Genomic DNA, 24,638 nt, shown 5'->3' with positions numbered 1-24,638 from the left:
AGCAATCCTGATACCACAACCCCGCGCCCACACCCTGCCCGCAACTCGTTGCTTTAAACCAAGAAAAGTGACCCTCGCGTTGAGGCTTGTAGCTTGTAGCGTGTCGCTCATGTAGCATTGCGGCCTCGAAAAATGGAGGTCTGTCATGGGTTTCAAATGCGGTATCGTCGGTCTGCCCAACGTGGGCAAATCCACCTTGTTCAACGCGCTCACCAAAGCGGGTATTGATGCCGAGAACTTTCCGTTCTGCACCATTGAACCCAATACCGGTGTGGTTCCAGTACCGGACCCCCGCCTGGACAAGCTGGAAGCCATCGTCAATCCGGAGCGAGTGCTGCCCGCCACCATGGAATTCGTCGACATCGCAGGCCTGGTAGCCGGCGCCTCTAAAGGTGAGGGCCTGGGCAACAAGTTTCTCGCCAACATCCGCGAAACTGACGCTATCGCCCACGTGGTTCGCTGCTTCGACGATGAAAACGTCATCCACGTATCGGGCAAGGTATCCCCACTGGACGATATCGCCGTGATCAATACCGAGCTGGCCCTCGCCGACCTAGACACGGTGGAAAAAGCACACTTCCGCGCCACCAAGGCGGCCAAAGGTCAGGACAAGGACGCCAAAGGTTTGCTGCCGGTACTGGACAAGGTACTGCCCGCCCTTAATGAAGGCGACCCGGCCCGTTCCGTGGAACTCACAGACGATGAGCGCAAGGCGATTAAAAGCCTCAATCTACTGACGCTGAAGCCGACCATGTACATCGCCAACGTGGACGAAGGGGGCTTTGAAGACAATGCCCTGCTGGACGCCGTGCGCGACCTGGCCGAGAAAGAAAATTCCTCAGTAGTGCCCATCTGCGCCAAAATTGAATCGGAAATTGCTGAGTTGGACGACGAAGAAAAAGCCGACTTCCTCGCCGACCTGGGCATGGAAGAGCCGGGCCTGAATCGAGTCATTCGCGCCGGCTTTGATTTGCTCGGCCTGCAGACCTACTTCACCGCCGGCGTTAAGGAAGTACGCGCCTGGACCGTGCGCGTTGGTGCCACCGCGCCCCAGGCCGCAGGCGTGATCCACACGGATTTTGAGAAAGGCTTCATCCGTGCCGAAGTCACCGGCTACGAAGACTATATCGCCAACAATGGCGAACAAGGCGCCAAGGAAGCCGGTAAATGGCGCCTTGAAGGCAAGGAATACATCGTCAAAGACGGCGACGTGGTGCATTTCCGGTTCAACGTTTAAAGCGACACGGCTCCTGGCCACAAAAAAGCCGCGCCCAAATTTTGGACGCGGCTTTTTTTGTTCTACTCAAGCCAAAACTCATTCGCGCCTCAGCTTTACACTTTTAATGGTTTGAACGTTGAACGTTGAACGTTGAACGGATTCTAGTCCGTACCGCCCGCGTTCACCGGCTCGAAATCTTCATTATTCAACTCCGGCAGTTTCTCATCGCAACCCTGAATGCCCTGCTTCTTCAGGTTGGTGCAGACCCGATCCAGTTTGTTATCCACCGCATGCATGTGATCCAGCAAAAGATGGATCGCTTCAGCCACCGGGTCTGGCATATCATTGCTGACCCCATACGCCTGAAAACCAATTTTTTCGGCCATTTCCTGGCGAGTTTTCTCTTTCTCGGTCAACGGATGATTAATTACCCGACCAGGAATACCCACCACCGTGGCTCCTTCCGGCACTTCTTTGGTGACCACGGAGTTAGAGCCAATCTTGGCATTCTTGTGCACGGTAAACGGGCCCAACACTTTCGCCCCCGCACCGACAACCACTCCGTCTTCTAGGGTCGGGTGGCGTTTACCTTTACTCCAACTGGTCCCGCCCAGGGTCACGCCATGATAAAGCGTCACGTCATCGCCGATTTCCGCGGTTTCGCCAATGACCACCCCCATACCGTGGTCGATAAAGAAACGGCGGCCAATTTTGGCACCAGGGTGGATTTCAATGCCCGTCAACCAACGTGAAAAAGTGGAGAGCAAGCGCGCTAGCTGCTTAAAGTTTCGGGTCCACAAGCCATTCGCCAAGCGATGAAAAAGCACCGCGTGCAAGCCAGGGTAATTCAGCAGCACTTCCAGCGTATTGCGTGCCGCCGGGTCCCGGTGAAAGACCGAACGAATGTCCTCGCGCACTTGATTCAACATAACTACCTCATTTTGAAACCTAGGACCAAGGCCCATTAGGATGACACCAGTGGCCGTTTGCTATGGCCTATCGGCCCTCATCACGCTGCATTTTTTTCTCCAGCGCCACCAATACGCCGCGCAAAATGCTCATTTCCATTTTGTCCGGGCGAGCGCGCATGAACAAACGACGCATGCGTGTCATTACTTGACCTGGCTGTTGCGGATTTAAAAAACCACTCTGTGCCATCACCTTCTCCAAATGATCGAGAAAACCAGAGACCGCTTCATTGGTGGCCGGCGGTTCATCCCAGAACATTTCTGGCAGTGGCATCACTTCACGGCGGGAGCGAGATTCCTGCAACTCGAAATCATCCCCCAACAACGCAAGACGCAACTCGTAACTGATTAATTGAACCGCCGACGCCACATTCAAGACCCCATACTCTGGATTAGCGGGCACACTCACGTGGAGATTGCAGCGGCGCAGCTCGTCGTTGGTCAGCCCCCGGTCCTCACGACCGAACAACACCGCAATGCGGGTATCCTGCGGCGCATTGGCCAAATCGTGGGAGAGCTGTGCAGCCAACTGGCGCGGCGTCAGGCAGGGCCAGGGAATACGGCGTTGGCGCGCGCTAGTACCGATCACCAAAGTGGCGCCTTCCAGCGCCTCATCCACGCTGTTGCACACTTGCGCCGCCTCCAGCACGTCCCCGGCACCGGAGGCACGGGCGGTCGCCTCCACGCTGGGATAGGACTGTGGCTGCACCAACCGCAAGTCCGACAGGCCCATGGTTTTCATAGCCCGGGCAGCCGCGCCGATATTGCCGGGGTGGGAGGTTTCCACCATCACGATGCGCACATTTTCCAACATGGGAGGCCTCTCATTAAAAAAGGCGCTAATCTTAACACGGCGGCTGCCCTGATCGCGCGGGCTCTGCTACAATCCGCGCCCCGGAACGGGAACCTTGAGTCTCCCTGCCCCGCGCTCTTTAAAAACCGTTACGCCACACGTCATATTGAGGATAGATGCCATGCATGCGCCGCAAGTGAATATCGCCCTGCGAGCCGCCCGTCAGGCGGGTACTCTGATTCGTAGAGCTGCCGAAAGCAGTGATCCCTTATCAGTTACGCAAAAAGGCATGAACGACTTCGTTACCGAAGTAGATCGTGCTGCAGAAGCACGCATCATCGATGTGATCCGCAAGGCCTACCCGGACCACAGCATTCTGGCTGAAGAATCCGGTGCTCTCGAAGGCAGTGGCGACGGCAAAGACTACCAGTGGATCATCGACCCACTGGACGGCACGACCAACTTCATTCATGGCTTCCCGCAATATTGCGTCTCCATTGCCCTTAAATACAAAGGCAAAATGGAGCATGCCGTGATCTACGATCCCAACCGCGACGAAGAATTCACCGCCAGCCGTGGCCGCGGCGCCGCCCTCAACGGCCGCCGCATCCGCTGCACCAACCGAGCAGGGCTAGAAGGTTGCCTGATTGGCACCGGCTTCCCGTTCCGTAAAGACCAGGCGCCGCATATGGACGCCTACTTAGGCATGTTCGCCGATGTGGCCGCGGCCACCGCCGGCTTACGCCGCCCCGGTTCTGCGGCACTGGATCTGGCCTGGCTGGCCGCCGGCCGATTGGATGGTTTCTTTGAATTCGGCTTGGCCGAATGGGACATGGCCGCCGGAGTACTGTTAATTACCGAAGCAGGCGGCTTGGTGGGCGACCTGAGCGGTGGGCATAAATACCTGGAAAGCGGTGGCATCGTCGCCGGCAGTCCAAAGGTCTTTAAGGGGCTGCTACAAAAAATCAAACCGCACCTGACGGAAACGCTGAAACGCTGAAACAAGCCCAAGCTACAACGCGGCTCCAGCACAGCTTGAGTCGCGCTTCATTATCCTCCTCCCCAACCTCCGAATCGCGGCTCCATCCCATCACCCCATAGCCAACTTTCCTGGTGTTGCAGCTTGGCGCTAAACACTTATTGCTGCTTTTTTCCTTAGATCCCAAACCAATTTTTTCATTTCCGCATGGACATCTCGGCATGCTTTGCTAGCGTGGTAAGCACAACAGTTCAGCAAAGAGGTGCTTCATGACAATGGTTTCTCTCACTGATAACGGCCTATTTCGCCAGCAATGCTACATCAATGGTCAATGGTGTGATGCGGATGACGGCGCCACCTTTGCGGTCGACAACCCGGCAAGTGGGGAAGACATCGGCACCTCGCCTCGTATGGGCGAGACGGAGACTCGCCGCGCCATTGACGCCGCCCACCAAGCCTTTCCTGGCTGGCGCGATAAGACCGCCGCTGAACGTGCCAATCTGCTCATGGCCTGGCACGACCTGATGATAGAGCACCAGGACGATCTGGGTCGGCTGATGACCTTGGAACAAGGCAAACCGCTGCCCGAAGCTAAAGGCGAAATAGCCTACTCAGCCTCTTTCCTGAAATGGTTTGCTGAAGAAGCCCGCCGAGCCTATGGCGATACTATTCCAGCGTCCAAACCCGGGCAGCAGATTGTAGTCATCAAACAACCCATTGGGGTCACCGCTGCAATCACCCCCTGGAATTTCCCTTCTTCCATGATTACCCGCAAAGCCGGCGCCGCACTAGCTGCGGGCTGCACCATGGTGGTCAAACCGGCCAGCGCCACCCCTTATTCGGCTCTGGCACTGGCTGAACTTGCCGCCCGCGCGGGCATCCCCGCGGGTGTCTTCAACGTTATCACCGGCAGTGCCAGTGCCATTTCCACCGCCATCACCGATTCTCCCATTGTCCGCAAACTCAGCTTTACCGGCTCCACCGAGGTGGGCAGCCAGCTGATGGCTCAGTGCGCCAAACACATCCAGAAAGTCTCACTGGAGTTGGGCGGCAACGCTCCCTTCCTCGTATTTGATGACGCCAACCTGGATAAAGCGGTTGAAGGCGCCATGGCCAGCAAGTTCCGCAACACTGGCCAGACCTGCGTCTGCGTGAACCGCTTTCTGGTCCAAGAAAGCATCCACGATGCCTTTGTGGAAAAATTTAAGGTGGCCATCGAAGCCATGAAAGTCGGCGACGGCTTTGATGAAGGCGTTTCTCAAGCCGCATTGATCAACCGCGGCGCCTCCGACAAGGTGATGGAGCACTTGGAAGATGCTCTGAGTAAAGGCGCCAAGGTGATCACCGGTGGACAGCGCCATGAACGCGGCGGCAACTACGTACAGCCCACCCTGATTACCAATGTCTCCACCGATGCCCAGCTCTGCCAAGATGAAACGTTCGGGCCGCTGGCAGCCATCATTCCTTTTAAAACCGAAGAAGAAGCCCTGCACATTGCCAACGACACCCCCTATGGGCTGGCTGCGTACTTCTACAGTGACAATATCCACCGCTGCTGGCGCGTCGCCGAAGCGCTGGAAAGCGGTATGGTCGGCGTTAACGAAGGCCTAATCTCCAACGCCACCGCGCCGTTTGGCGGAGTCAAGGAATCCGGACTCGGTCGCGAAGGCTCCCACCAGGGCATGGAAGAGTATCTGGAAACAAAATATCTGTGCATGGGAAGCTAAATACAGCGACGCGCGACAACGCGAGGTAAATGAAGCATCAATCTGGTAGGCATGGGCCCGCACTTTACCGTATTGGTCGCGGGCTCAGGAATCTGGCATTGCTCATACCTACCCTCGTGTTGCAGCTTGAAGCATAAATAGGAGTTAAGGATGACGAAACGGCTAAACATCGCCCTGCTCCCCGGCGACGGCATCGGCCCTGAAGTTATGGCCGTAGCCGAACACGCTCTAACCCTGCTGATCGATCGCTTTCAGTTACCGTTGACCTACACCTCCTTTCCTTGGCCCTCCCACGCTTGGCACCAACAGCACGGGCACATGATGCCGGAAGACGGCGTAAAGCAGCTTCGAAGCTTTGATGCCATTATACTAGGTGCTCTGGGCGACCCCGGGCCGCTAGACGCCCCGGATCGTTTTGTACTCCCCGACAGTATTTCCCTGTCACCGCTGCTGGCCTTGCGCAAACAACTGGACCTGTGGGCCTGTGAGCGCCCCGCCCGCTGGCAGCCCGGTGCTCCCCAATATCTCAGCGACCCGCGTGCCAACGATGTAGACATGCTGGTGATTCGCGAAAACAGCGAAGGCGAATACAGTAATCAGGGCGGTCGTCTGCGAGCCGGCACTCCTCACGAGGTGGCCACCCAAGTGGAAGTGTTCACCGCCTCTGCTACCGAACGATTGATTCGCCATGCATTCGAACGGGCTCGCCAGCGGGCCAAGCAACGCCCCATTCCTCGGCATTTCAAAGATGAAAAGTCCGCCCAGGTATGTTTGATCACCAAACGCAATGCCCAACCATTCTGGGGCGACCTGTACACCGAAACCTTCCTACGCTTGGCTCGGGAATACCCCGATGTGGACACCCACCATGAGCTGGTGGATGCCGCCTGCATGAAATTCGTGCAATGCCCTTGGCGTTTTGATGTGGTGGTGGCCAGCAACCTGCATGGAGACATTCTCACCGACTTGGCCGCGGTACTCTGTGGCGGTCCAGGGCTAGCGCCGTCCGCCAATCTCAACCCGGAAGACGGCAGCATCCCCGCCCTGTTTGAGCCGGTGCACGGCAGTGCCCCGGATATCGCGGGAAAAAACCTGGCGGACCCCCGCGCAACCCTGCTCAGCTTAGCTATGACGCTGGAATGGCTGGCCCACCACCACCCGGCATTGGGCAATGCGGCACAACATCTGCATGACACAGTGAACGCAGACTTGGCGAAGGAAGGAGACACTTCGCCACAGCACAGACAAGAGAAAGGAACGCTGGAAACAGGACAACGGCTTTATGCATTGCTGGCCCAGTAACATCAACCAGTAACGTGAATTTACCCGCGAGGCGTATTCCACGCTCCGCTGGCACAGAGTTGCACAGGTGGCGACAAAACAGTTCACCAAGGGCCACCGCAACAGACAACGACGGCAATGAGTAATTGAGAAAGGAGGCACCATGAGTCATTTGTCCCCCTTACTGGTTCAATCCAGCGGGATTTGCGCAGAGCGCGGTGAAGGAAGCTGGCTCTACGATGAACAGGGAAATCGCTGGCTGGACTTCACCTCCGGCATCGGCGTGACCTCCACCGGCCATTGCCACCCCAAAGTAGTCGCGGCAACCCAGGCCCAAGTTGCCAAGCTGGTGCATGCCCAATACGCCACGGTAACCCACCCCAGCATGCTGACTCTCACCGACCGGCTCTACGAACACTTGCCCAAAGGCTTGGATGCAATCGCTTTTTCCAACTCTGGCAGCGAATCCGTAGAGGCAGCCATTCGCCTGGCCCGCCAGGCCTCCGGGCGCACCAATTTAATCGCTTTCCGAGGCGGCTTCCACGGTCGCACCCTCGCCGCCGCATCACTAACCACCTCCACCAGCAAGGTACGCACCGGTTGGCAACCGCTGATGGCCGGGGTCAGTATTGCGCCGTTCCCTCACGCCTATCGCTATGGCCAGGACATGGACCAATGCGTTACTGATTGCCTCAACGAGCTGGACCATATCTTCATCACCGAGTGCAATCCGGCAGATACCGCCGCGATGATCATTGAGCCGGTGCAGGGGGAGTACGGTTACTACCCCGCCTCTATTGCCTTCATGAAAGGCCTGCGCGAGCGCTGCGATAAATATGGCATTCTGCTGATTGCAGATGAAATTCAGGCAGGCTTTGGTCGCACCGGCAAGTTCTGGAGCCACGAACATTTTGCCGTTCAGCCAGACATGATTATCACTGCTAAAGGCCTAGCCAGCGGCTACCCTTTGTCTGCTATCGCCGCCAGTAAGGAGATCATGGCTCAGGGTTACCCCGGCTCTCAGGGTGGCACCTACGGCGCCAATGCGGTGGCCTGTGCCGCCGCATTAGCCACCCTAGACGTGATCGAGAAAGAGCAGCTGGTGTCCCGCGCAGACGCTCTCGGTCAGCAGTTACTTACTCACCTGCAAGGTCTGCAAAAACAGCACGATTGCATCGATGAAATACGCGGCATGGGCCTGATGCTGGGTCTTGAGATAGTCAGCGCCCCACACACGCCCGACGGGGAGCGTGCCGGAAAATTGCTCAAGCATTGCGAAAGCAACGGCATGCTAATGCTGCGCTGTGGCACCCACGGGCAGGTGGTACGCTGGTTGCCACCACTCACCGTCAGCGAAGCGGAAATCGAGCAGGCGGTCGCGCTATTCGATACCGCACTGAAAGAAACCTGAAAAACAGCTACAAGCTCTAAGCAGCAAGCGCGGGCGCAGATTCTGGAGTCCCTATGACTTTCCCCGCGTTGCCGCTTGTAGCAAGAGAAAGGAGCCCTGATGACCGAGACCACCATCACCGTGCTATTGGCCGAAGATGAACCCGCCCTGCCTGGGTTGGAGTCCCTAGAGGGCTTAGCTCGGGTTCAGGAAGCACGAACACCTGCGCAGTTAGAACGCGCACTATTGGAGACCGACATTCTGGTGGTCACCGATTTTCGCACCGATCTGCTGGCTGAAGTGTGGCCAGATGATTGCCCGGTGCGGTGGGTCCACGCTACCAGCGCCGGTGTGGATGCGTTAATGATCGACCCCATCAAGCACAGTGACATTGTGGTCACCAATGCCCGTGGCACCTTCGACCACGGCATCGCCGAGTATGTACTGGGCGCCTTGCTAATGTTCGCCAAAGACTCCTTCGGCAACCTTGCGCTGCAAGCTCAACACCGTTGGCAACACCGAGAAACCGCCATGCTACGCGGCGCCAATGCACTGGTGGTTGGCGCAGGCTCTATTGGCCGGGAAGTCGCCACATTATTGCGTGCTATGGGCATGCAGGTGGTAGGCACTGCCCGCAACGCTCGCCACGACAGTGCCTTTCATCGGGTACACCGCCAGCAGGATCTGCCTGCCCTGCTCTGCGATGCGGATTACGTTGTCATCACCGCACCACTGACGCCGGACACTCATGGTTTGTTTGACGACACCACCTTTCGCCAAATGAAGCCCGGTGCTGCACTCGTCAACGTGGGGCGTGGCCCCATTGTGCGCACGGAGGCTCTGCTGCGCGCCCTACAGCAAGGCCGGCTAGCCGGCGCGGCACTGGATGTGTTTGAAGAAGAACCACTCCCCCCCAACCACCCACTGTGGGATCAACCCAATGTCATGATTTCCGCCCATATGGCCGGGGATTTTATTGGCTGGCGACAGGCTTTGGGCCAGCAATTTGTCGATAACTTCCACCGCTGGCGCCGGGGCCAGCCACTGGACAACCCGGTCAACAAGGAACACGGCTATGTGAGTAATGCCTGACCCAGAATGCCAGACAAGGCGGTATAGCCTATACCTGGTGTCCTACTCAGGCAGTATCAAAATCAGGAGGATCGTCGATGAGCAAGGAACTACTGACCATGAGCGCCCAGGCGCTGAAAGCCGCTTACCAGGCCGGCGCCCTCTCCCCCGTGGAGGTTTGCAATACTCTGCTTGACCATATTGAGCGCCATGATGAGGCACTCAACGCCTGGTGTCTGATTGATCGAGACACCACCTTACAGTGGGCTCGCGACGCGGAGCAGCGATACCAGAACGGCACCGCTGAAGGCCTTCTCGACGGCGTCCCTGTGGCCGTCAAAGACGTGTTCCTCACGCCCATGTGGCCTACGCTGAAAGGGTCTAAAACCATCGACCCGGCCAGCACGCTGGAAAAGCGCTCCCCCGCCGTGGCCGCACTGGAACGTCATGGCTACGTACCGCTAGGCAAAACCACCACTCCGGAATTTGGCTGGAAAGGGATTACTGACAGCCCCCTTTGTGGCCCCACCAACAACCCTTGGGACCCAAGCAAAACCTCCGGCGGCAGCAGTGGCGGCAGCGCCGCCGCAGTATCCGCCGGTATGGTACCGCTGGCACTAGGGACCGACGCGGGCGGATCCATCCGTATTCCCGCCGGGTTCTGCGGCATCGTCGGCCACAAACCCACATTCAGCGAAGTTCCTCACTGGCCCGCCAGTCCTTTCGGCACCCTGGCACACGCGGGTCCTATGACCCGCTCCGTGGCTGATGCCGCGTTGATGATGACCGTAATGAGTGAGGCTGACGCCCGCGACAGCCTAGCCGCGCCGCGCCGCGGCATTGATTATGTAGCTGCGCTACAACAGCCAATGAAAGGTCTGCGTATCGCCCTAAGTACCACCCTAGGTTACGTGGACGTCAATCCTGAAATCGAAAAGGCCACCCGCGAAGCGGCCCGGGTTTTCGAATCCTTAGGCGCCACCGTCAGCGAAGTGGATCCGGGATTCAGCAACCCTCTTGCCGCTTTCAGTCACCTATTTTATAGCGGCGCTGCCAACGCCATGCGCGACTTAGGTGAACGCCAGCGCAGCCTAATGGACCCTGCTCTGGTCGAAGTAGCAAGCAAAGCGGAAAAGCTAAGTATGTTGGACTATCTCGGCGCCATGAATGAACGCATGGCGGTGAGTGAACGGATGGCCCTATTCCATACTAAATACGACCTGCTTATCACCCCCTGTCTGCCTATCGAGGCATTCGACACCAACCGGGAAGTGCCCGTGGACTGGCCCAGCACCCGTTGGCCCACATGGACGCCCTTCACCTACCCCTTCAACATGACCGGTCAGCCAGCCCTGTCTGTCCCGCTGGGGCTCAGCAGCAATGGCCTACCCATGGCGCTACAGATTGTGGGGGCCCGCTTCGACGATGCCCGAGTGCTCGCCGCTGGCCACGCCTTCGAGCAGGCACAGCCGTTTGTGCACCTCCCCCCTCTGCTGGATGAACTGCTGAAAGGCGCCTAAGGAAAGGAGATCTTTAATGGGAAACAGCAATCTGGACACAGATTTCTACGAAAGCGAAGACCCCATCTGGAACCCGGCCCTGCTGACCATTCCAGTGCCAGGTATCCGTCGTATGGTGAACTTGGCCGCGGACATGGATGATGTCATTCATTTATCCATCGGTCAGCCCGATTTCAAACCGCCAGAGCATGTAATTCAGGCCGGGGTGGACGCACTTTATGCTGGCCAGACCGGTTACACCATGGATGCGGGCCTACCCGAACTACTGGACTCTTTGGCCGAGTATTACAGCAAGCGGTACCAGCGCACCCTAGTGCCGGAAAACTTCTTAGTCACCACCGGTGCCACCGAAGCTCTGTATCTGGCATTAACCGCCACCTCGGCGCCCGGCCGAGAATTCATCGTGCCGGACCCCTCTTTCATGCTCTATGGCCCACTGATCCGCATGAACGGCGGCATCGTGCGCAGCATTGCCACCCGTGCCGAGAACAATCACCAACTGGATCCGCAGGAGGTCATTGATGCCATGGGCCCCAACACCTTTGCGGTGATCCTTAACTCACCCAGTAACCCCACTGGCACCATCTACCCGCGGGAAACCATTGACGCCATTGTCGAAGAAGCCGCCTACCGTGGCATCCATGTGATCAGCGACGAGGTCTACGACCATCTAATTTACGATGGAAAAGATTACCCTAGCGTACTCTCCAGCTGCCCAGACTTGGATCATGTCATGGTCATCAGCAGCTTCTCGAAAACCTTCTCCATGGCGGGCATGCGTGTTGGCTGGCTCATTGGCAGCCAAGGGGCGATTAAAAAACTACGCCGCTACCATATGTTCACCACCACCGTTGCCAACACCCCCTGCCAATGGGCCGGCGTTGCGGCACTGCGTGGCAGCAATCAATTCATCGACAGCATGGTAGAGGAGTATCAAGGTCGCCGAGATCGGTTGGTAGAACTAGTAGAGCAAACGCCGCACCTAACCGGCTACAAACCCGACGGAGCCTTCTACCTTTTCCCTTCATTACCGGAAGGGGTCGATGGCGCTAACGTGGCCCTGAAATTACTGCGCGAAACCGGGGTCTGTACTATTTCTGGCGATACCTTTGGGGACGCAGGCCGAAATGCCCTACGTATCAGTTATTCCACATCATTGGATCAGATAGAAGAAGCCTTTAGCCGAATTATTCCCTGGATGGAAAAACAGAACTTCAGCTGAGTTAAAAACTGCAGGCCGGGTTGGGCGAATTGCCATACCATACCGGCCTGCATTCTTTCCCTCGCACATGCCGGTTTACCCCACAGCGAAGGAGCCACACAGCCGAACCTTTCTTATTCAGCCACATTAGTTTTATTGCTTTTGCACTTCAGTATGAGCCAGCTCAGCTTCCATATCAGAGAACATTTGCCGCAAGGACGGCATCACATGCTGCATTTGCCGCTGGGAAATCTGCACGGACTCTGCCATCACTTTCGGCATCTTTTTCATGATCGCTTGACCACTTTCTGACTGATAGAAGGTGGCCATATCCTGCATCTCTTTCTGCGAAAAAGTCCGTTGATAAATATCCAGCATCTGTGCCTCCATGGCGCCCCAATTTAATCCTTCATCAAGAATACTTTGCACACGCTTTTTATAACGTTCCACCATGCCCTTTTTATCAGCAGGAATTGTTTTCGCCAACGCCTGGTCGGTCATACTTTCTATTTGCTTGCGCGCTTCAGTAAAAATGGCTTTAGCGTTACTGGCCACTAAAACCTCTTTTGCTGCTGCAACCTTACCTCCCGGCTCTTCACCGTGTACGGCTACCGACACCAAAGACAGCAATATTATCGTTAAAAAATTTTTCATTGCTTGCTCCACTTATTGCGCTATTTCCACCGCCAACCCAAAAACAAAAAGGCCGTGACAACGTCACGGCCTTTCACTATCGATTAACCACTATTAACGATCCATTACCGTTACGGCATTTCATCCACTTCTTCCGGCTCCGGAATCATAAAGTCTTCCTTGCTGACCTTCATCATGAAGAGGATGTTGCTCACCACATAGATGGACGAATAGGTACCCACTAAAACCCCCACCAGCAATGCCTCAGAGAAAGCTCGCATCACTTCGCCACCAAAGAAGTACAACGCCACCAATACCAGCAAAGTAGTAACCGAGGTGTTAATCGTCCGGGTAAAGGTCTGGTTCACCGCACCATTAATGATAGCCACCGGATCCGTCTCCCGGGTACTGCGAAAATCTTCCCGTATCCGGTCAGCCACCACGATGGAGTCGTTAAGCGAGTAACCGATCAGCGCCAGCACCGCCGCCAGCACCGTCAGGTCGAAAGGCCACTGAATCAGTGCAAACAACCCCAGCACAATGATCACATCGTGAAACAGTGCAAGTACGGTAGCTACACCGAACTTGTTGGAGAACCGAAACCACACGTACAGCATCATCAAGCCAAGGGCCAATAGCATGGCGGTGCCGGATTCATCACGAAGTTCGTCACCCACCTGAGGACCAACAAACTCTACTTTCAGTAGTTCCAGATCTGCATTGTGCTCTTTAAGCACATTGAAGACATTCTGGCCGACTTTATCCGCATCCGCATCGTCCTTGGGTGCAACACGGATATTCACCTCCTTAGGTGAGCCGTAATGCTGCACAACGGCATCGCCGAAGCCGGCCTCAGTAAGATCATCACGGGCTTGGGACAGCTCCACATCTGTCGGGCTTTTCACCACGACCGTCGTACCACCGGTAAAGTCCAAGCCCAGGTTGAGCCCTCGGGTCAGCAACAATACGACGGAAATAATTACCAACGCCAGCGACAGAACACCCAGCGGTTTGCGGGCGGCCATAAAATTGATGTTCATGGGTGCTTTACTCATAACCGCCTCAGATGCTCAATTTGCTCGGGGCGCGAGCGCCTCGACCGTAAATCATTTCTGCCATGGCACGGGTACCGATAATCGCCGTGAACATGGAGGTGAGGATGCCAATGAACAAGGTCACCGCAAAACCCTGTACCGAACCGGTCCCTGCTGCAAACAAAATCACCGCCACAATCAGGGTCGTAATGTTGGCATCAAGAATAGTGGTAAATGCACGGGCGTAACCTTCTTCGATAGCCTGGCGTGGACTCAGACCCCGGCGCAGATCTTCACGAATACGTTCGAAGATCAGAACGTTAGCGTCTACCGCCATACCCACCGTCAGTACGATCCCGGCAATACCCGGCAGAGTCATGGTAGCGCCGGGAATCAACGACATAACACCAACAATGATTACCAAGTTACCGAGCAGCGCCACATTAGCAATCAAGCCAAATACTTTGTACCAAAGCACCATGAAGGCCAGCACTAATGCCAGCCCTAAAGCCATGGACTTAAGGCCCGCTTCAATATTCTCCGCGCCCAAGCTCGGCCCAACCGTACGCTCTTCAACGATACTCACCGGCGCAGCCAGTGAGCCGGCACGCAGCAGCAGTGCCAATTCGGAGGCTTCCGCCGGGTTATCCAGCCCGGTAATCCGGAAACGGCTACCCAGGGTGCTCTGAATAGTCGCCACGTTGATGACGTACTTATCAGTGCTGCTGGTCATCTGCTCAACGCTGTTGCCGTCTTCGTCGATCACCTTTTTCACGTCGGTCTTGGTTTCGATGAACAGCACCCCCATGGGGTTACCCACGTTCTTGCCGGTAACACGCTGCATACGGCGGGCGCCATCGGAATCCAGTGTTACGTTGACTTCCGGTTGACCGTTCTGCTGATCAAAGCCCATCTTGGCGTCAATCACCTGATCCCCGGTGGCAATGCTGGACTTGTTCAAGGCCACTATCCGGCCTTCTTGCCCCTTGAACGGAAAAAACTCCAACCCCGGCGGCGCCATGCCAGAACGTAGGCGAGCGGAGGACACGCTATTGTCCACCAAACGAAACTCCAGCGTCGCGGTGCGGCCCAAAATCCGACGCGCGGTGGCCGCGTCCTGGATGCCTGGCAGCTGCACTACGATACGGTCTGCCCCCTGACGCTGAACCACCGCTTCCGCCACACCCAGTTCGTTCACCCTTTTGTTCAAAGCGGTGCGGTTCTGGTCTACGGCGTAGTCCTGCATTTCTTTCAGGGCCGTTTCGTTCAGGGTCATAACAATTCTGGGGCTATCTCCGGCCGGTTGCATGGCCAGCTTGTCCAGCGCCTGGCGCAATGGCGCCCGCGCTGCATCTGCAGCAACCTGATCTCCAAAGGTGGCGATCAGGGTTGTGCCATCCACAGACACCTCGCGATAACGCACCCCTGCGTCACGCAGGGTCAACTTAGCGGTGCCTTCCCAGGCTTCCATGCGGCTCTTCACCACCGAATCCATGTCCACCTGCAGCAAGAAGTGAACCCCGCCACGCAGATCCAACCCCAAATTCATGGGGCTAGCGCCGATATCACGCAACCACTGAGGAGTGGTTGCCGCCAAGTTCAACGCCACCACATAATTATCGCCCAAAGTAGACGCTGCAATATCCTTGGCGCGAAGCTGAGCTTCGGTATCGTTCATACGCACCAGCAATGAACTACCAACAACCTCACCGTCTCCATGGGCCAGGCCGGCGGCATCCAGGGCACTTAATACGCGCTGCCTAGCCACAGCCGACACTTCGCCACCAGCCTCGGAATGACTGATCTGAATCGCAGGCGCATCCGGGTACAAATTAGGAAGCGCATAAAGGCTGCAAACAACGAGTGCAGCCATAAGCAGGAAAAATTTCCAGCGTGGATAGCGGGTCATAGTTCTTTCCAGTAGTGCCGATTTCTTAATCATAAACAGTGCATTAAACGCCTAAAAAAGACATCAACGGGCCTTGATCGGAGCAACCCACAAGGCGTATATGATTAATTAATCGCTCGATACATTGGATTTTGCTGACGTCAAAAACAGCAAAGGCCCCGCACAAGACGGGGCGGCTGTTCTTCTAGATCGATTTAATCGTGCCTTTGGGCAGGGTCGCCTGAACGCTGCTTTTCTGCAGTTTAATTTCCAGGTTGTTGCTGATTTCTACCACTACAAAATCATCGGTAACTTTCGCCACTTTGCCCAGAATACCGCCACTGGTCACTACTTCATCACCCTTACTCAAGCTTTGGACCAAGTTTTTGTGTTCCTTGGCACGCTTCTGCTGGGGACGAATCAGGAAGAAATAGAAAACCACCATCATCACTACCAGCATGATTAGCTCTACACCGCCCGGGCCAGCAGGGGCAGCAGGAGCTGCAAACGCCGGAGAAACCATGGCCGCAGCCATCAGGGCCAACAGGGAACGCATTGCGATGTTCATTAATTACTCCAATCAATAAATAGCTACAGCGCCGGGGTTTGTTGACCTCGGGCTGCATAAAAGTCGTCCACAAAGGCGGACAATGTACCCCCTTCAATGGCCCCCCGCAATCCAGCCATCAACCGCTGGTAATACCGCAGGTTATGGATAGTATTGAGCTGGGAGCCCAGCATTTCATTGCACCGATCCAGATGGTGCAAATAGCTGCGGGAGAAATTCTGGCAGGTATAACAGTCACACTCTGCCTCCAGAGGAGCCAGATCATGGCGGTGCCGGGCATTCCGAATTTTCACCACCCCTTCGGCGATGAACAGGTGGCCATTGCGGGCATTGCGGGTAGGCATCACGCAATCAAACATGTCCACCCCCCGGCGTACCGCCTCAACAATATCATCCGGCTTACCCACGCCCATCAAGTAACGGGGGTGGTCTTCCGGCATATGCGGGGTCAGATTACCCAGCGTTCGTAACATCTCGTTCTGGGGCTCGCCCACACTCAAGCCACCTACCGCGTAGCCGTCAAAGCCAATATCCACCAGCCCGGCCAGGGATTCGCGGCGCAGATCATCATACATGCCACCCTGCACGATACCGAAACAGGCGGCATCATTGCCTTCATGGGCGTCTTTTGAGCGCTTCGCCCAGCGCAGGGACAGCTCCATGGAATCACGGGCCTGTTTTTCAGTGGCCGGGAAAGGAGTGCATTCATCAAAGATCATGCAGATATCGCTGCCCAGCGAGCGCTGTACCTGCATGGCTTTTTCCGGGCTCAGTTCAACCTTGTCACCATTGATAGGGTTTCTGAACACCACGCCCTGCTCGGAAATCTTGCGCATCTCACCAAGGCTGAACACCTGAAAGCCGCCGGAATCCGTCAAGATCGGTTTGTCCCACTGCATAAAGCCATGCAAGGAACCGTGAGCCTCAATGACTTCAGTGCCCGGGCGCAGCATCAAATGGAAGGTGTTTCCCAGACAAATCTCGGCGCCAGTATCGGCAAGATCCCTAGGCAGCATGCTTTTCACCGTGCCATAGGTGCCTACCGGCATAAAGGCCGGCGTTTGAATGGTGCCGCGGGGAAACGTAATTTCACCACGGCGGGCAGCACCGTCGGTGGTGCTGAGCTTGAACGTCATTCGGGACATGGATAAGCGCTCACTTGCATGCGCCACGCAATACGCAGCACGCCAAAAAAGGAAATCTTGGTCATTCGTCAGCTCCGCTTTTCACGTGCTGGGTATTGCGTGATGCCGGCTGCGTTCCCTCAATAAACATGGCATCGCCATAACTGAAAAACCGGTATTGGGCCTCAATGGCCGCCCGGTAGGCGCCCATGATCCGATCTCGGCCGGCGAACGCACTAATCAGCATCAGCAGTGTCGATTTAGGCAAATGAAAGTTGGTCACCAAAGCATCCACCAAGCGGAACCGGTAACCAGGAAAAATAAAGATATCCGTTTCACCCTGACCAGCGTGCAAACCACCTGACTGACTGGCCGCTTCCAGCGCACGCAGCGCAGTAGTGCCTACCGCCACCACTCGACCGCCCCGAGCATGAGCCTGGGCCACCTGCTCCACTAGCGAACCGGGAATCTGGTAACGCTCACTGTGCATATGGTGGTCTTCCACTTTATCCACACGCACCGGCTGAAACGTCCCTGCGCCCACATGAAGAGTGACAAAACCGATATCAACCCCGCGCTGTTCCAAAGCCGCCAGCATCGCATCATCAAAATGCAGACCGGCCGTCGGAGCCGCAACAGCCCCCGGCTCGCGAGCATACACCGTTTGGTAGCGTTCCATATCACCGTCCTCATCTGGGCGGTCGATATAGGGAGGCAGTGGCACATGGCCAATCAGTTCCAATGCGCTCAGAAGAGTGTCACAGCCGTTTCCTGGCAACGAGAAGTGCAGGATAAACAGAGCACCCCGGCGCCCTGTTACCTGGGCACGAATGCCTTTAGCAAATTCCAACCAGCTACCGGGTTTCGGTGACTTGGAGGCGCGCACGTGGGCAAGCGCTTCATGATCATCCACCACTCGCTCTATCAACACTTCTACCTTGCCGCCACTTTCCTTCTGGCCAAACAACCGGGCAGGAATGACGCGGGTATCGTTGAAGATCAATAGATCACCGGGGTGCACATGGGAGAGCAAATCAGGAAACTGCTGATGCTCAAGCGCATCGCAGGTAAGCGCCAACAAACGCGCATCACGGCGTTGCGCAGGCGGGTGACGGGCGATTAACCTGTCGGGGAGCTCAAAATCAAAATCGTCGACATTCACGTACTGTACCGGCACGGAAATTAAAGGGGCCGCAAGGATACTCGCTATCCGGCCGGGAAAAAATACCTGTATCCACTACAGAAAGCGCAAAATTCACCTAGAGCGCTCATAACCTTCTCAGTAATCCCTACTAAATTTTTGATGAAGAAGGCAGTCAGGTTTTGGACTTTTTCGGTAACTGCACCGTCGCCGTAGCAGACAAGCGATCGTGCAGCGCTTGATGCGGCGCAATCAGCACCACCAGATAGCCAGCCCCGAATAAGCTCCAAGAGAGGCAAGCGCCCAAGAAACGTGCCAGGGTTTGCCAGAACTTCACCGGACCGCCACGGTAATCGCGCACCTGCAGCCGCCAGGCTCGCATCCCCAGGGTTTGTCCTCCGCGCATCCAGAACCAGGCGTAGAACAACCAGGTTTCCACCAACAACAGGGGCAGCAGGATCCCCTTCAGATAGTCCGGTGCTGCGCGGGTGACACCGTTTATATCTTCCATTGGCAACCCTGTTTTAGGATAGACCAACACGAAGATACCCGTGGTCACAAACCACAAGGCCAACACCAGAAAGCCATCATAGACCAACGCCATCAAGCGTTTAAGCAAACCAGCGGGCGGGGCATAGTCGGTCATGACGCTCTCCTGGGCAGACTGTTTGAGCTAGCGAGGGCCAGAAACGCCCGACATAAAAAAGCCCGCTAGAAGCGGGCTTTTTTATTGTTTGGTACCAGAGGCCGGACTTGAACCGGCACGCCCGTGAAGGCAACGGATTTTGAATCCGTCGTGTCTACCAATTCCACCACTCTGGCAGTGGGGCGCGAGTATACCAGCCCTTCACAGCTTTTCCAGCCTTTACATTCATCGAACGCAATTTTGATTGCCATCACGTCATCCCGACGGCCTGAATTGAGGCCAACTTTGTGAAGGACAGCGACATTGGCATCCTCAATTCACAGGGGATGCAACGCGGGCTCCGCCAGCATCGAATGCACGCAACCGCTGGTCAACCGCAAAGCGAGCATGCTCCAGTTTCAGCTAGTCGTCATTATCGATGAAGTGATAGATCACATGATCACAGGGGTGGCGCATCGTTCATTGGCCCCTGCGTGGGCACATCCATGTGGCCAGGTGCCCGCTAGCCGGTCACATCAACGCACTCGCTGCAACAACCAGATCCCCAGCACCAAACACAATGACGGGGGAAGAATAGCGGCTAGCAACGGGTCAGTATGAAATACCAGCGACAGTTGGCCAAAGAATTGCTGGCCGTAGTGGAAAATCAGCCCAGCCACGATGCCTGCCGTCAATCGCAACCCCATGGTCACTTCTCGAAGGGGGCCGAACACAAAAGAAATAGCGATTAGCACCATGCCGATAGTCGCCAATGGCATGAACAGTTTCTGCCAGAAACTGAGCATGTAGTCTGCCGTTTCCAAACCTTGCCGTTTCAGATAACGGGTATATTCCAGCAACTTCACTAACGCCAAGTTGTCGGGCTTAAGCACCACAATACTCAGCAACTGCGGGGTCAGCTCCGTTTGCCATTCCCCCTGATCTTTCTGGTAAGTCTCGACATGATCAGCAAACAACCGGGTGCCTTGAATACCTTCCAATGACCAGGATTCTCCCTGATAGATAGCCCGATTCACGTACTGGGTTTCCGTCAGCTTCTGCCCATCGCTGAAACGGTAACGGGTCAAACCGTGCAACACCCCATTGGGCTGCACCGCATTGATATGAATAAACTCCGGCCCTTCCCTGTGCCAATAGCCGTATTTGGAGCGCAAGGCTTCACCGCCCCCCTCGGCCATGGAACGATTACTCTGCGCCACCTGCTCACTATAGGGGGTGAGATATTCACCCAGCGGAATAGACAAGATGATCAGCACCAACACCGGACGCAGCACCAGCCAGCTCACCTTCAGGGTAGACACGCCCGCCGCTCGAATCACCGACAGTTCACCACTGTTCGCTAGTAAGCTCAAACCAATCAGGGTGCCTAACAGAATCGCCATAGGCATGTATTCGTAAAATCGTCGCGGTGTGGTGGTCAGAATAAACTGCAAGGCCTCCATCACCTGATAGTTGCCCCGCAGGAACTCTAGTTCATAGATAAAGCCGAACAAACAATCCAGCCCGACGATAATAAACAGAATGGCCAAGGTCGGAATCATCACCGCCCGCCAAAAGTAACGCTTGAGCAATTTCATGGGCGCGCCCTCCGCCGGAATAGGCGAGCGCCGAAATAAAGGAGGAAGACAACTAGCCCCGCACTCACATGGATCCAGACCATGCTCAAGTACCAGGGCAGCACCCCCTTGTGATCTTCAATGGCACTGCGGCATACCAGCAACATGCCCACATAAAGCATGTAACCTAATACGGCCGGAATTAATCGATAGAAACGCCCTTGTCGGGGATTAACCCTCGCCAAGGGGATCGCCGCCAATGCCATGATCGGAACGGTGAGGATTAGCGAGATGCGCCACTGCAGTTCAGCCAGTGCCTCTTTGTTGTCGGCCTGCTGCTCCATCAATTCTTGGGTGGAGCGGCCACGCACCTTGGGCGGACGACTATCGGTTTTTTCGCCACCAATACGAACCCGGGCTTCCTTGAATCCCACTTCCTTATAATCCAGCTGCCCGGGCTTACCCTGATACTGAAGACCATCGGTCAGCAGCAGATAACTGATGCCATCTTCCACCACCAGCTTGCCGCTTTTCGCCCAGACAGTTAACAACCTTCCTGCCCCACCTTGGCTTTCAAAACGCGCATCGGCCACAAACACATTTTCCAGCACGCCTTTTTCCCGGTTCAAATGCTCCGCGTAAGTAGCACGCTGGGAATCACTGGAGCCTTTTACGTGAAAACGGCCCGGGGTGAGCAATTCCAGCACCGACCGGTCCTTTTGTTCTTCAAAAATCCGGTTTACTTCTGCGTCCCCCCGCGGGGTCACATAGAGTGAAAACATGCCTACCAGCATGGTGGCCATCAATATGGGCACCACCAACGAGCGCACCACACGGCCATTGCCCTGCCCTCCGGCCTGTAACACCACCATTTCGTTATCCATGTGCATACGCCCCAACACCAACAACAGGGCGACATACAAACTTAAGGGAACGATCATTTGCAGAAATTCCGGCATTCGGAATGCCATCACTAGGAACAAAGCATCGGCAGCGATTTGACCGGCGGCGGCCTCTGCTAAATATTTGATAAAGCGGCCACTGACCAGCACCATTACTAGAATAAAGGTGACCAGCACTGTGGTCATAAACACTTGCCGGTTAATATATCGATGAAGAATCAAAGGAAGGCCCACTCATTGCTGTCTGCAAAACGTGCCGAGCAGAATAAAGGCAGGCAGGTGGCCCGCAGCGCGGCACACACCGCCGGGCAAAAACGCCTGCGGCAGCAGTGAATGCCGCCTAGTGTAACTGAGAGCTAGACAAAGGTGATAATTCCCTTTCAATTAGGTGGTCGCCTGGGCTCCTTCGCAGATTGCGTTTCCTTGCGTGACGGCCCACTATTTCCTTTATTTATCGGGTGAATCGCGCCCCACCCTTTTATCAATTTGGAGAAAGCATGGACTTCGCAGTAAGCAACAGGCCCTTGGAGAAAAGCAAAGCAGATGCGCTAGTGGTATTGCTAGGCAAAAAAAATGACCTTCCTCAGGCCTTGCCCTCCGCCACTCGCGAGCAAATTAGTCAGTTCACCAAGGCCGGCGATTTCAATGCTAGCAAGGGGCAGCTTGTTTGGTTGCACGCGCCCCAAGACCTTAACGCTGACCGCCTGCTGCTGGTCGGCACCGGTGATAGCCCACTCAGCGACCAAGGCTGGCTCTCATTGGTACACAAGGCCACCAAAACCTTGGCCAGCTCTCCGGTTAAGCAGGCTATGTGGCTGCTTGATGACACACACACACAAACACTGGAGTGGCAAGTCCGCGAAGGCAGCCGTGTAGTAGAAGAAAGCACCTACCGTTTCGACAACTACCGTAGCAAGCCGGCACCGGCCAGCAACCTAGCCAAACTGACCTTCTGGCATGCCGAGAAGGACACTACCCTTACGAAAGCACACAAAACAGGCAAAGCCGTGGGCCTTGGGGTCAACGTAGCTCGAGATTTGGGCAATTTGCCTCCCAACGATTGCTACCCGGAATATCTGAGCGGGGTAGCTCGGGATCTGGGCAAAGAATATGAAAAGCTTACGGTGAAAGTATTGAGCCAGGCTCAGGCAGAAAAAATGGGCATGGGAGCCTTCCACGCGGTAGCCAAAGGCTCCGAACGCCAGGGCCAAATCATTGTGATGGAATACAAGGGCGCCAAACCCACCAAGCAAGGCCCGGTTGCCCTGGTCGGCAAAGGGATCACCTTCGATACCGGCGGCATTTCTCTAAAGCCCGGCGCCACCATGGATGAGATGAAATATGACATGGGCGGCGCTGCCAGTGTTTTCGGCTCAGTAAAAACTGTGTGCGAACTGGACCTGCCTATCCATCTAGTTGCCGTCGTGGCAGCGGCGGAAAACATGCCCGATGGCCGCGCCGCTCGCCCGGGAGATATCGTCAAAACCCTATCCGGCCAGACCGTGGAAATTCTCAATACCGATGCTGAAGGTCGACTGGTACTGTGCGACGCGTTGACCTACGTGCAGCAAAAACACAAACCACACACAGTCATCGACATCGCCACCCTGACCGGCGCTTGCGTTGTCGCCCTCGGCGCCCACGCCCAGGCAGTCTACTCCAACGACGATGACCTCAGCGAAGCTCTGCTCGCCGCGGGTAAAGAAACCGGCGACCGCGGCTGGCCGATGCCCCTGTGGGATGAGTACCAGGGCCAGCTGGACAGCCCCTTTGCCGACATGCAAAACATTGGCGGCCCCAAAGCAGGCTCCATCACCGCCGCCTGCTTCCTCTCCCGCTTCACCAAAGAAGTAAAATGGGCGCATCTGGATATCGCCGGCACCGCCTGGATCAGCGGCGGCATGAGCAAAGGCGCCACCGGTCGCCCTGTGCCTATGCTTACACGGTATTTGATGGACAACGCCTAATGCTAGGCACCGAACGCCTGGCACAACACTATGCGTCAGGCGTTTGGCGTCAGCCGCTAGGCTTTTACCTATGACTGAAGTCACTTTCTATCTCAGCAGTAAAGTCGGGGAGGGCGTTCGCCAGGCTCTGGCTTGGCGGATTGCCGATAAAGCGCTGAAACAGGGCCGGCAAGTCTATGTGCATTGCCAAAATGAGGCCCATGCACGGCAGCTGGACGCGCAATTCTGGCAATCTCCCCCAACAGGCTTCTTGCCCCACGCACTAAGCAGTGAAGGTCAGGCTCCGGTATTACTCGGATTCGGTGACGACCCAGGCCATCAGCACGATGTACTGATCAACCTGAGCGATGGAGTGCCCGACTTTTCCTCCCGCTTTCAGCGGGTGGCCGAAATGATCAGCGGCGATGAAGCCGAACGACAACAGGGCCGGGAACGTTTTCGTTTCTACCGGGACCGAGGCTTCCCCGTCACCACCCATGAACTTGGCTGACCACTACTGCGAGCAACACGGCTATGAGCGACAACAAGGAAACGGCAAAGCACGCCTTGCTCAAAGAACTGGATGATGTCCAGTCCTTGCTGGACGATGCTGAGCCGCCGCTGCTACAAGCATCTGCAGAGGCAACCCCGCCGGAGGCTCAACGAATACGGCAGCTTGCCAGCGAACGGACCAACCCGTTCTTAGACCGCACCGCTAACCAACACGCCCCCACCCTCAGTGGGCCATCGATTTCCACTCCCGCTCAGCAAACAACAGCAACAGCACGCCCAACGTTGACCAACCGTGACATTGATAACGCCATTGATGAACTAGTGGCCGAGGCCCTGCCCAAGCTGGAAAAAGCCCTACGTTTGAAGCTGCGCGCCGCCCTGCGAAGGAATGCCAGAGGCTAATCGCTCTACAAACTTTCTGGGGGCAAGCGTTTTTCTTTTCAGGCGTCTGGCAGCCTAGGTAAGGGGTTTTCCTACAACCCGCGACGAACCCGCCCCGCTTCGCTATAATTCGCCCTCATTTTTTCTGGTTAGAAGC

At 56.0% G+C, this 24,638-nt stretch carries 22 protein-coding genes and 1 tRNA gene; 11 read left to right on the top strand and 12 right to left on the bottom strand.

Features of this window, described 5'->3' with window-relative positions; all coding sequences use genetic code 11:
- The first annotated feature begins 145 nt into the window (after positions 1-145).
- Entirely contained in the window at positions 146-1,237 is a 1,092-nt protein-coding gene (gene ychF, locus ABO_RS02675; protein WP_011587801.1) for a redox-regulated ATPase YchF, read from the top strand.
- A gap of 143 nt (positions 1,238-1,380) precedes the next feature.
- Here the strand turns inward: ychF and cysE are convergent, their stop codons facing one another.
- Together cysE and ABO_RS02665 are read right to left on the bottom strand one after the other, a co-directional pair.
- Positions 1,381-2,148 carry a serine O-acetyltransferase gene (gene cysE / locus ABO_RS02670; protein ID WP_011587800.1) on the bottom strand — a complete coding sequence of 256 codons (768 nt, stop codon included), beginning with the start codon at positions 2,146-2,148 and terminating at the stop codon, positions 1,381-1,383.
- A gap of 67 nt (positions 2,149-2,215) precedes the next feature.
- The gene (locus ABO_RS02665; protein ID WP_011587799.1) at positions 2,216-3,001 is read right to left on the bottom strand and encodes an RNA methyltransferase; all 786 of its coding nucleotides are present in this window, start codon (positions 2,999-3,001) and stop codon (positions 2,216-2,218) included.
- 160 nt (positions 3,002-3,161) lie between these two features.
- On the opposite strand from ABO_RS02665, the gene suhB reads away from it, so the two are divergent.
- From suhB to ABO_RS02630, 7 genes are all read left to right on the top strand, one after another.
- Positions 3,162-3,980, top strand: a complete 819-nt coding sequence (gene suhB / locus ABO_RS02660) for an inositol-1-monophosphatase (RefSeq protein WP_011587798.1) — start codon at positions 3,162-3,164, stop codon at positions 3,978-3,980.
- A gap of 254 nt (positions 3,981-4,234) precedes the next feature.
- Positions 4,235-5,686 (top strand): NAD-dependent succinate-semialdehyde dehydrogenase, encoded by a 1,452-nt coding sequence (locus ABO_RS02655; RefSeq protein WP_231868079.1) that lies wholly within the window; start codon positions 4,235-4,237, stop codon positions 5,684-5,686.
- Between the two features lie 150 nt (positions 5,687-5,836).
- Positions 5,837-6,988 (top strand): isocitrate/isopropylmalate dehydrogenase family protein, encoded by a 1,152-nt coding sequence (locus ABO_RS02650; protein ID WP_011587796.1) that lies wholly within the window; start codon positions 5,837-5,839, stop codon positions 6,986-6,988.
- A gap of 142 nt (positions 6,989-7,130) precedes the next feature.
- The gene (locus ABO_RS02645; protein ID WP_011587795.1) at positions 7,131-8,378 is read left to right on the top strand and encodes an aspartate aminotransferase family protein; all 1,248 of its coding nucleotides are present in this window, start codon (positions 7,131-7,133) and stop codon (positions 8,376-8,378) included.
- A gap of 99 nt (positions 8,379-8,477) precedes the next feature.
- Positions 8,478-9,449 carry a D-2-hydroxyacid dehydrogenase gene (locus ABO_RS02640; protein WP_011587794.1) on the top strand — a complete coding sequence of 324 codons (972 nt, stop codon included), beginning with the start codon at positions 8,478-8,480 and terminating at the stop codon, positions 9,447-9,449.
- 77 nt (positions 9,450-9,526) lie between these two features.
- Positions 9,527-10,948, top strand: a complete 1,422-nt coding sequence (locus ABO_RS02635; RefSeq protein WP_011587793.1) for an amidase — start codon at positions 9,527-9,529, stop codon at positions 10,946-10,948.
- Positions 10,949-10,964: 16 nt separating this feature from the next.
- Positions 10,965-12,170, top strand: a complete 1,206-nt coding sequence (locus tag ABO_RS02630; protein WP_011587792.1) for a pyridoxal phosphate-dependent aminotransferase — start codon at positions 10,965-10,967, stop codon at positions 12,168-12,170.
- A gap of 132 nt (positions 12,171-12,302) precedes the next feature.
- Here the strand turns inward: ABO_RS02630 and ABO_RS02625 are convergent, their stop codons facing one another.
- The 10 genes from ABO_RS02625 to lptF form a co-directional block, all read right to left on the bottom strand.
- A complete protein-coding gene (locus tag ABO_RS02625) occupies positions 12,303-12,803 on the bottom strand; it encodes a DUF2059 domain-containing protein (RefSeq protein ID WP_011587791.1) in 501 nt (166 codons plus the stop codon).
- A gap of 110 nt (positions 12,804-12,913) precedes the next feature.
- Positions 12,914-13,837, bottom strand: coding sequence for a protein translocase subunit SecF (secF, locus tag ABO_RS02620; protein WP_011587790.1), 924 nt, complete (start codon positions 13,835-13,837; stop codon positions 12,914-12,916).
- Positions 13,838-13,844: 7 nt separating this feature from the next.
- Positions 13,845-15,725, bottom strand: a complete 1,881-nt coding sequence (gene secD, locus ABO_RS02615; RefSeq protein ID WP_041704835.1) for a protein translocase subunit SecD — start codon at positions 15,723-15,725, stop codon at positions 13,845-13,847.
- 184 nt (positions 15,726-15,909) lie between these two features.
- Positions 15,910-16,272 (bottom strand): preprotein translocase subunit YajC, encoded by a 363-nt coding sequence (gene yajC, locus ABO_RS02610; RefSeq protein ID WP_011587788.1) that lies wholly within the window; start codon positions 16,270-16,272, stop codon positions 15,910-15,912.
- Positions 16,273-16,295: 23 nt separating this feature from the next.
- A complete protein-coding gene (tgt, locus tag ABO_RS02605) occupies positions 16,296-17,408 on the bottom strand; it encodes a tRNA guanosine(34) transglycosylase Tgt (RefSeq protein ID WP_035460537.1) in 1,113 nt (370 codons plus the stop codon).
- Between the two features lie 70 nt (positions 17,409-17,478).
- Entirely contained in the window at positions 17,479-18,558 is a 1,080-nt protein-coding gene (queA, locus tag ABO_RS02600; protein ID WP_011587786.1) for a tRNA preQ1(34) S-adenosylmethionine ribosyltransferase-isomerase QueA, read from the bottom strand.
- Between the two features lie 154 nt (positions 18,559-18,712).
- Positions 18,713-19,183: an RDD family protein gene (locus ABO_RS02595; protein ID WP_011587785.1), complete on the bottom strand. Its 471-nt coding sequence runs from the start codon at positions 19,181-19,183 to the stop codon at positions 18,713-18,715.
- 89 nt (positions 19,184-19,272) lie between these two features.
- Positions 19,273-19,359: transfer RNA gene (locus ABO_RS02590), tRNA-Leu, on the bottom strand.
- 339 nt (positions 19,360-19,698) lie between these two features.
- Positions 19,699-20,760, bottom strand: a complete 1,062-nt coding sequence (gene lptG / locus ABO_RS02585) for an LPS export ABC transporter permease LptG (protein WP_011587783.1) — start codon at positions 20,758-20,760, stop codon at positions 19,699-19,701.
- A complete protein-coding gene (gene lptF, locus ABO_RS02580) occupies positions 20,757-21,875 on the bottom strand; it encodes an LPS export ABC transporter permease LptF (protein ID WP_101235016.1) in 1,119 nt (372 codons plus the stop codon). The genes lptG and lptF overlap by 4 nt, the downstream gene beginning before the upstream one ends.
- Positions 21,876-22,138: 263 nt before the next feature.
- Between lptF and ABO_RS02575 the strand changes: the two genes are divergently transcribed.
- The 3 genes from ABO_RS02575 to ABO_RS02565 all read left to right on the top strand — a co-directional run bounded on the left by ABO_RS02575 (position 22,139) and on the right by ABO_RS02565 (position 24,502).
- Positions 22,139-23,608 carry a leucyl aminopeptidase gene (locus ABO_RS02575; RefSeq protein ID WP_011587781.1) on the top strand — a complete coding sequence of 490 codons (1,470 nt, stop codon included), beginning with the start codon at positions 22,139-22,141 and terminating at the stop codon, positions 23,606-23,608.
- 70 nt (positions 23,609-23,678) lie between these two features.
- Positions 23,679-24,098, top strand: coding sequence for a DNA polymerase III subunit chi (locus ABO_RS02570; RefSeq protein ID WP_035460462.1), 420 nt, complete (start codon positions 23,679-23,681; stop codon positions 24,096-24,098).
- Positions 24,099-24,121: 23 nt separating this feature from the next.
- Entirely contained in the window at positions 24,122-24,502 is a 381-nt protein-coding gene (locus ABO_RS02565; RefSeq protein WP_011587779.1) for a hypothetical protein, read from the top strand.
- Positions 24,503-24,638: the final 136 nt, after the last annotated feature.

Source organism: Alcanivorax borkumensis SK2, assembly GCF_000009365.1.
GTDB classification, from domain to species: domain Bacteria; phylum Pseudomonadota; class Gammaproteobacteria; order Pseudomonadales; family Alcanivoracaceae; genus Alcanivorax; species Alcanivorax borkumensis.
The sequence above is the reverse complement of the archived record's forward strand: the minus strand, read 5'-3'. Positions and strand labels throughout refer to the sequence as shown.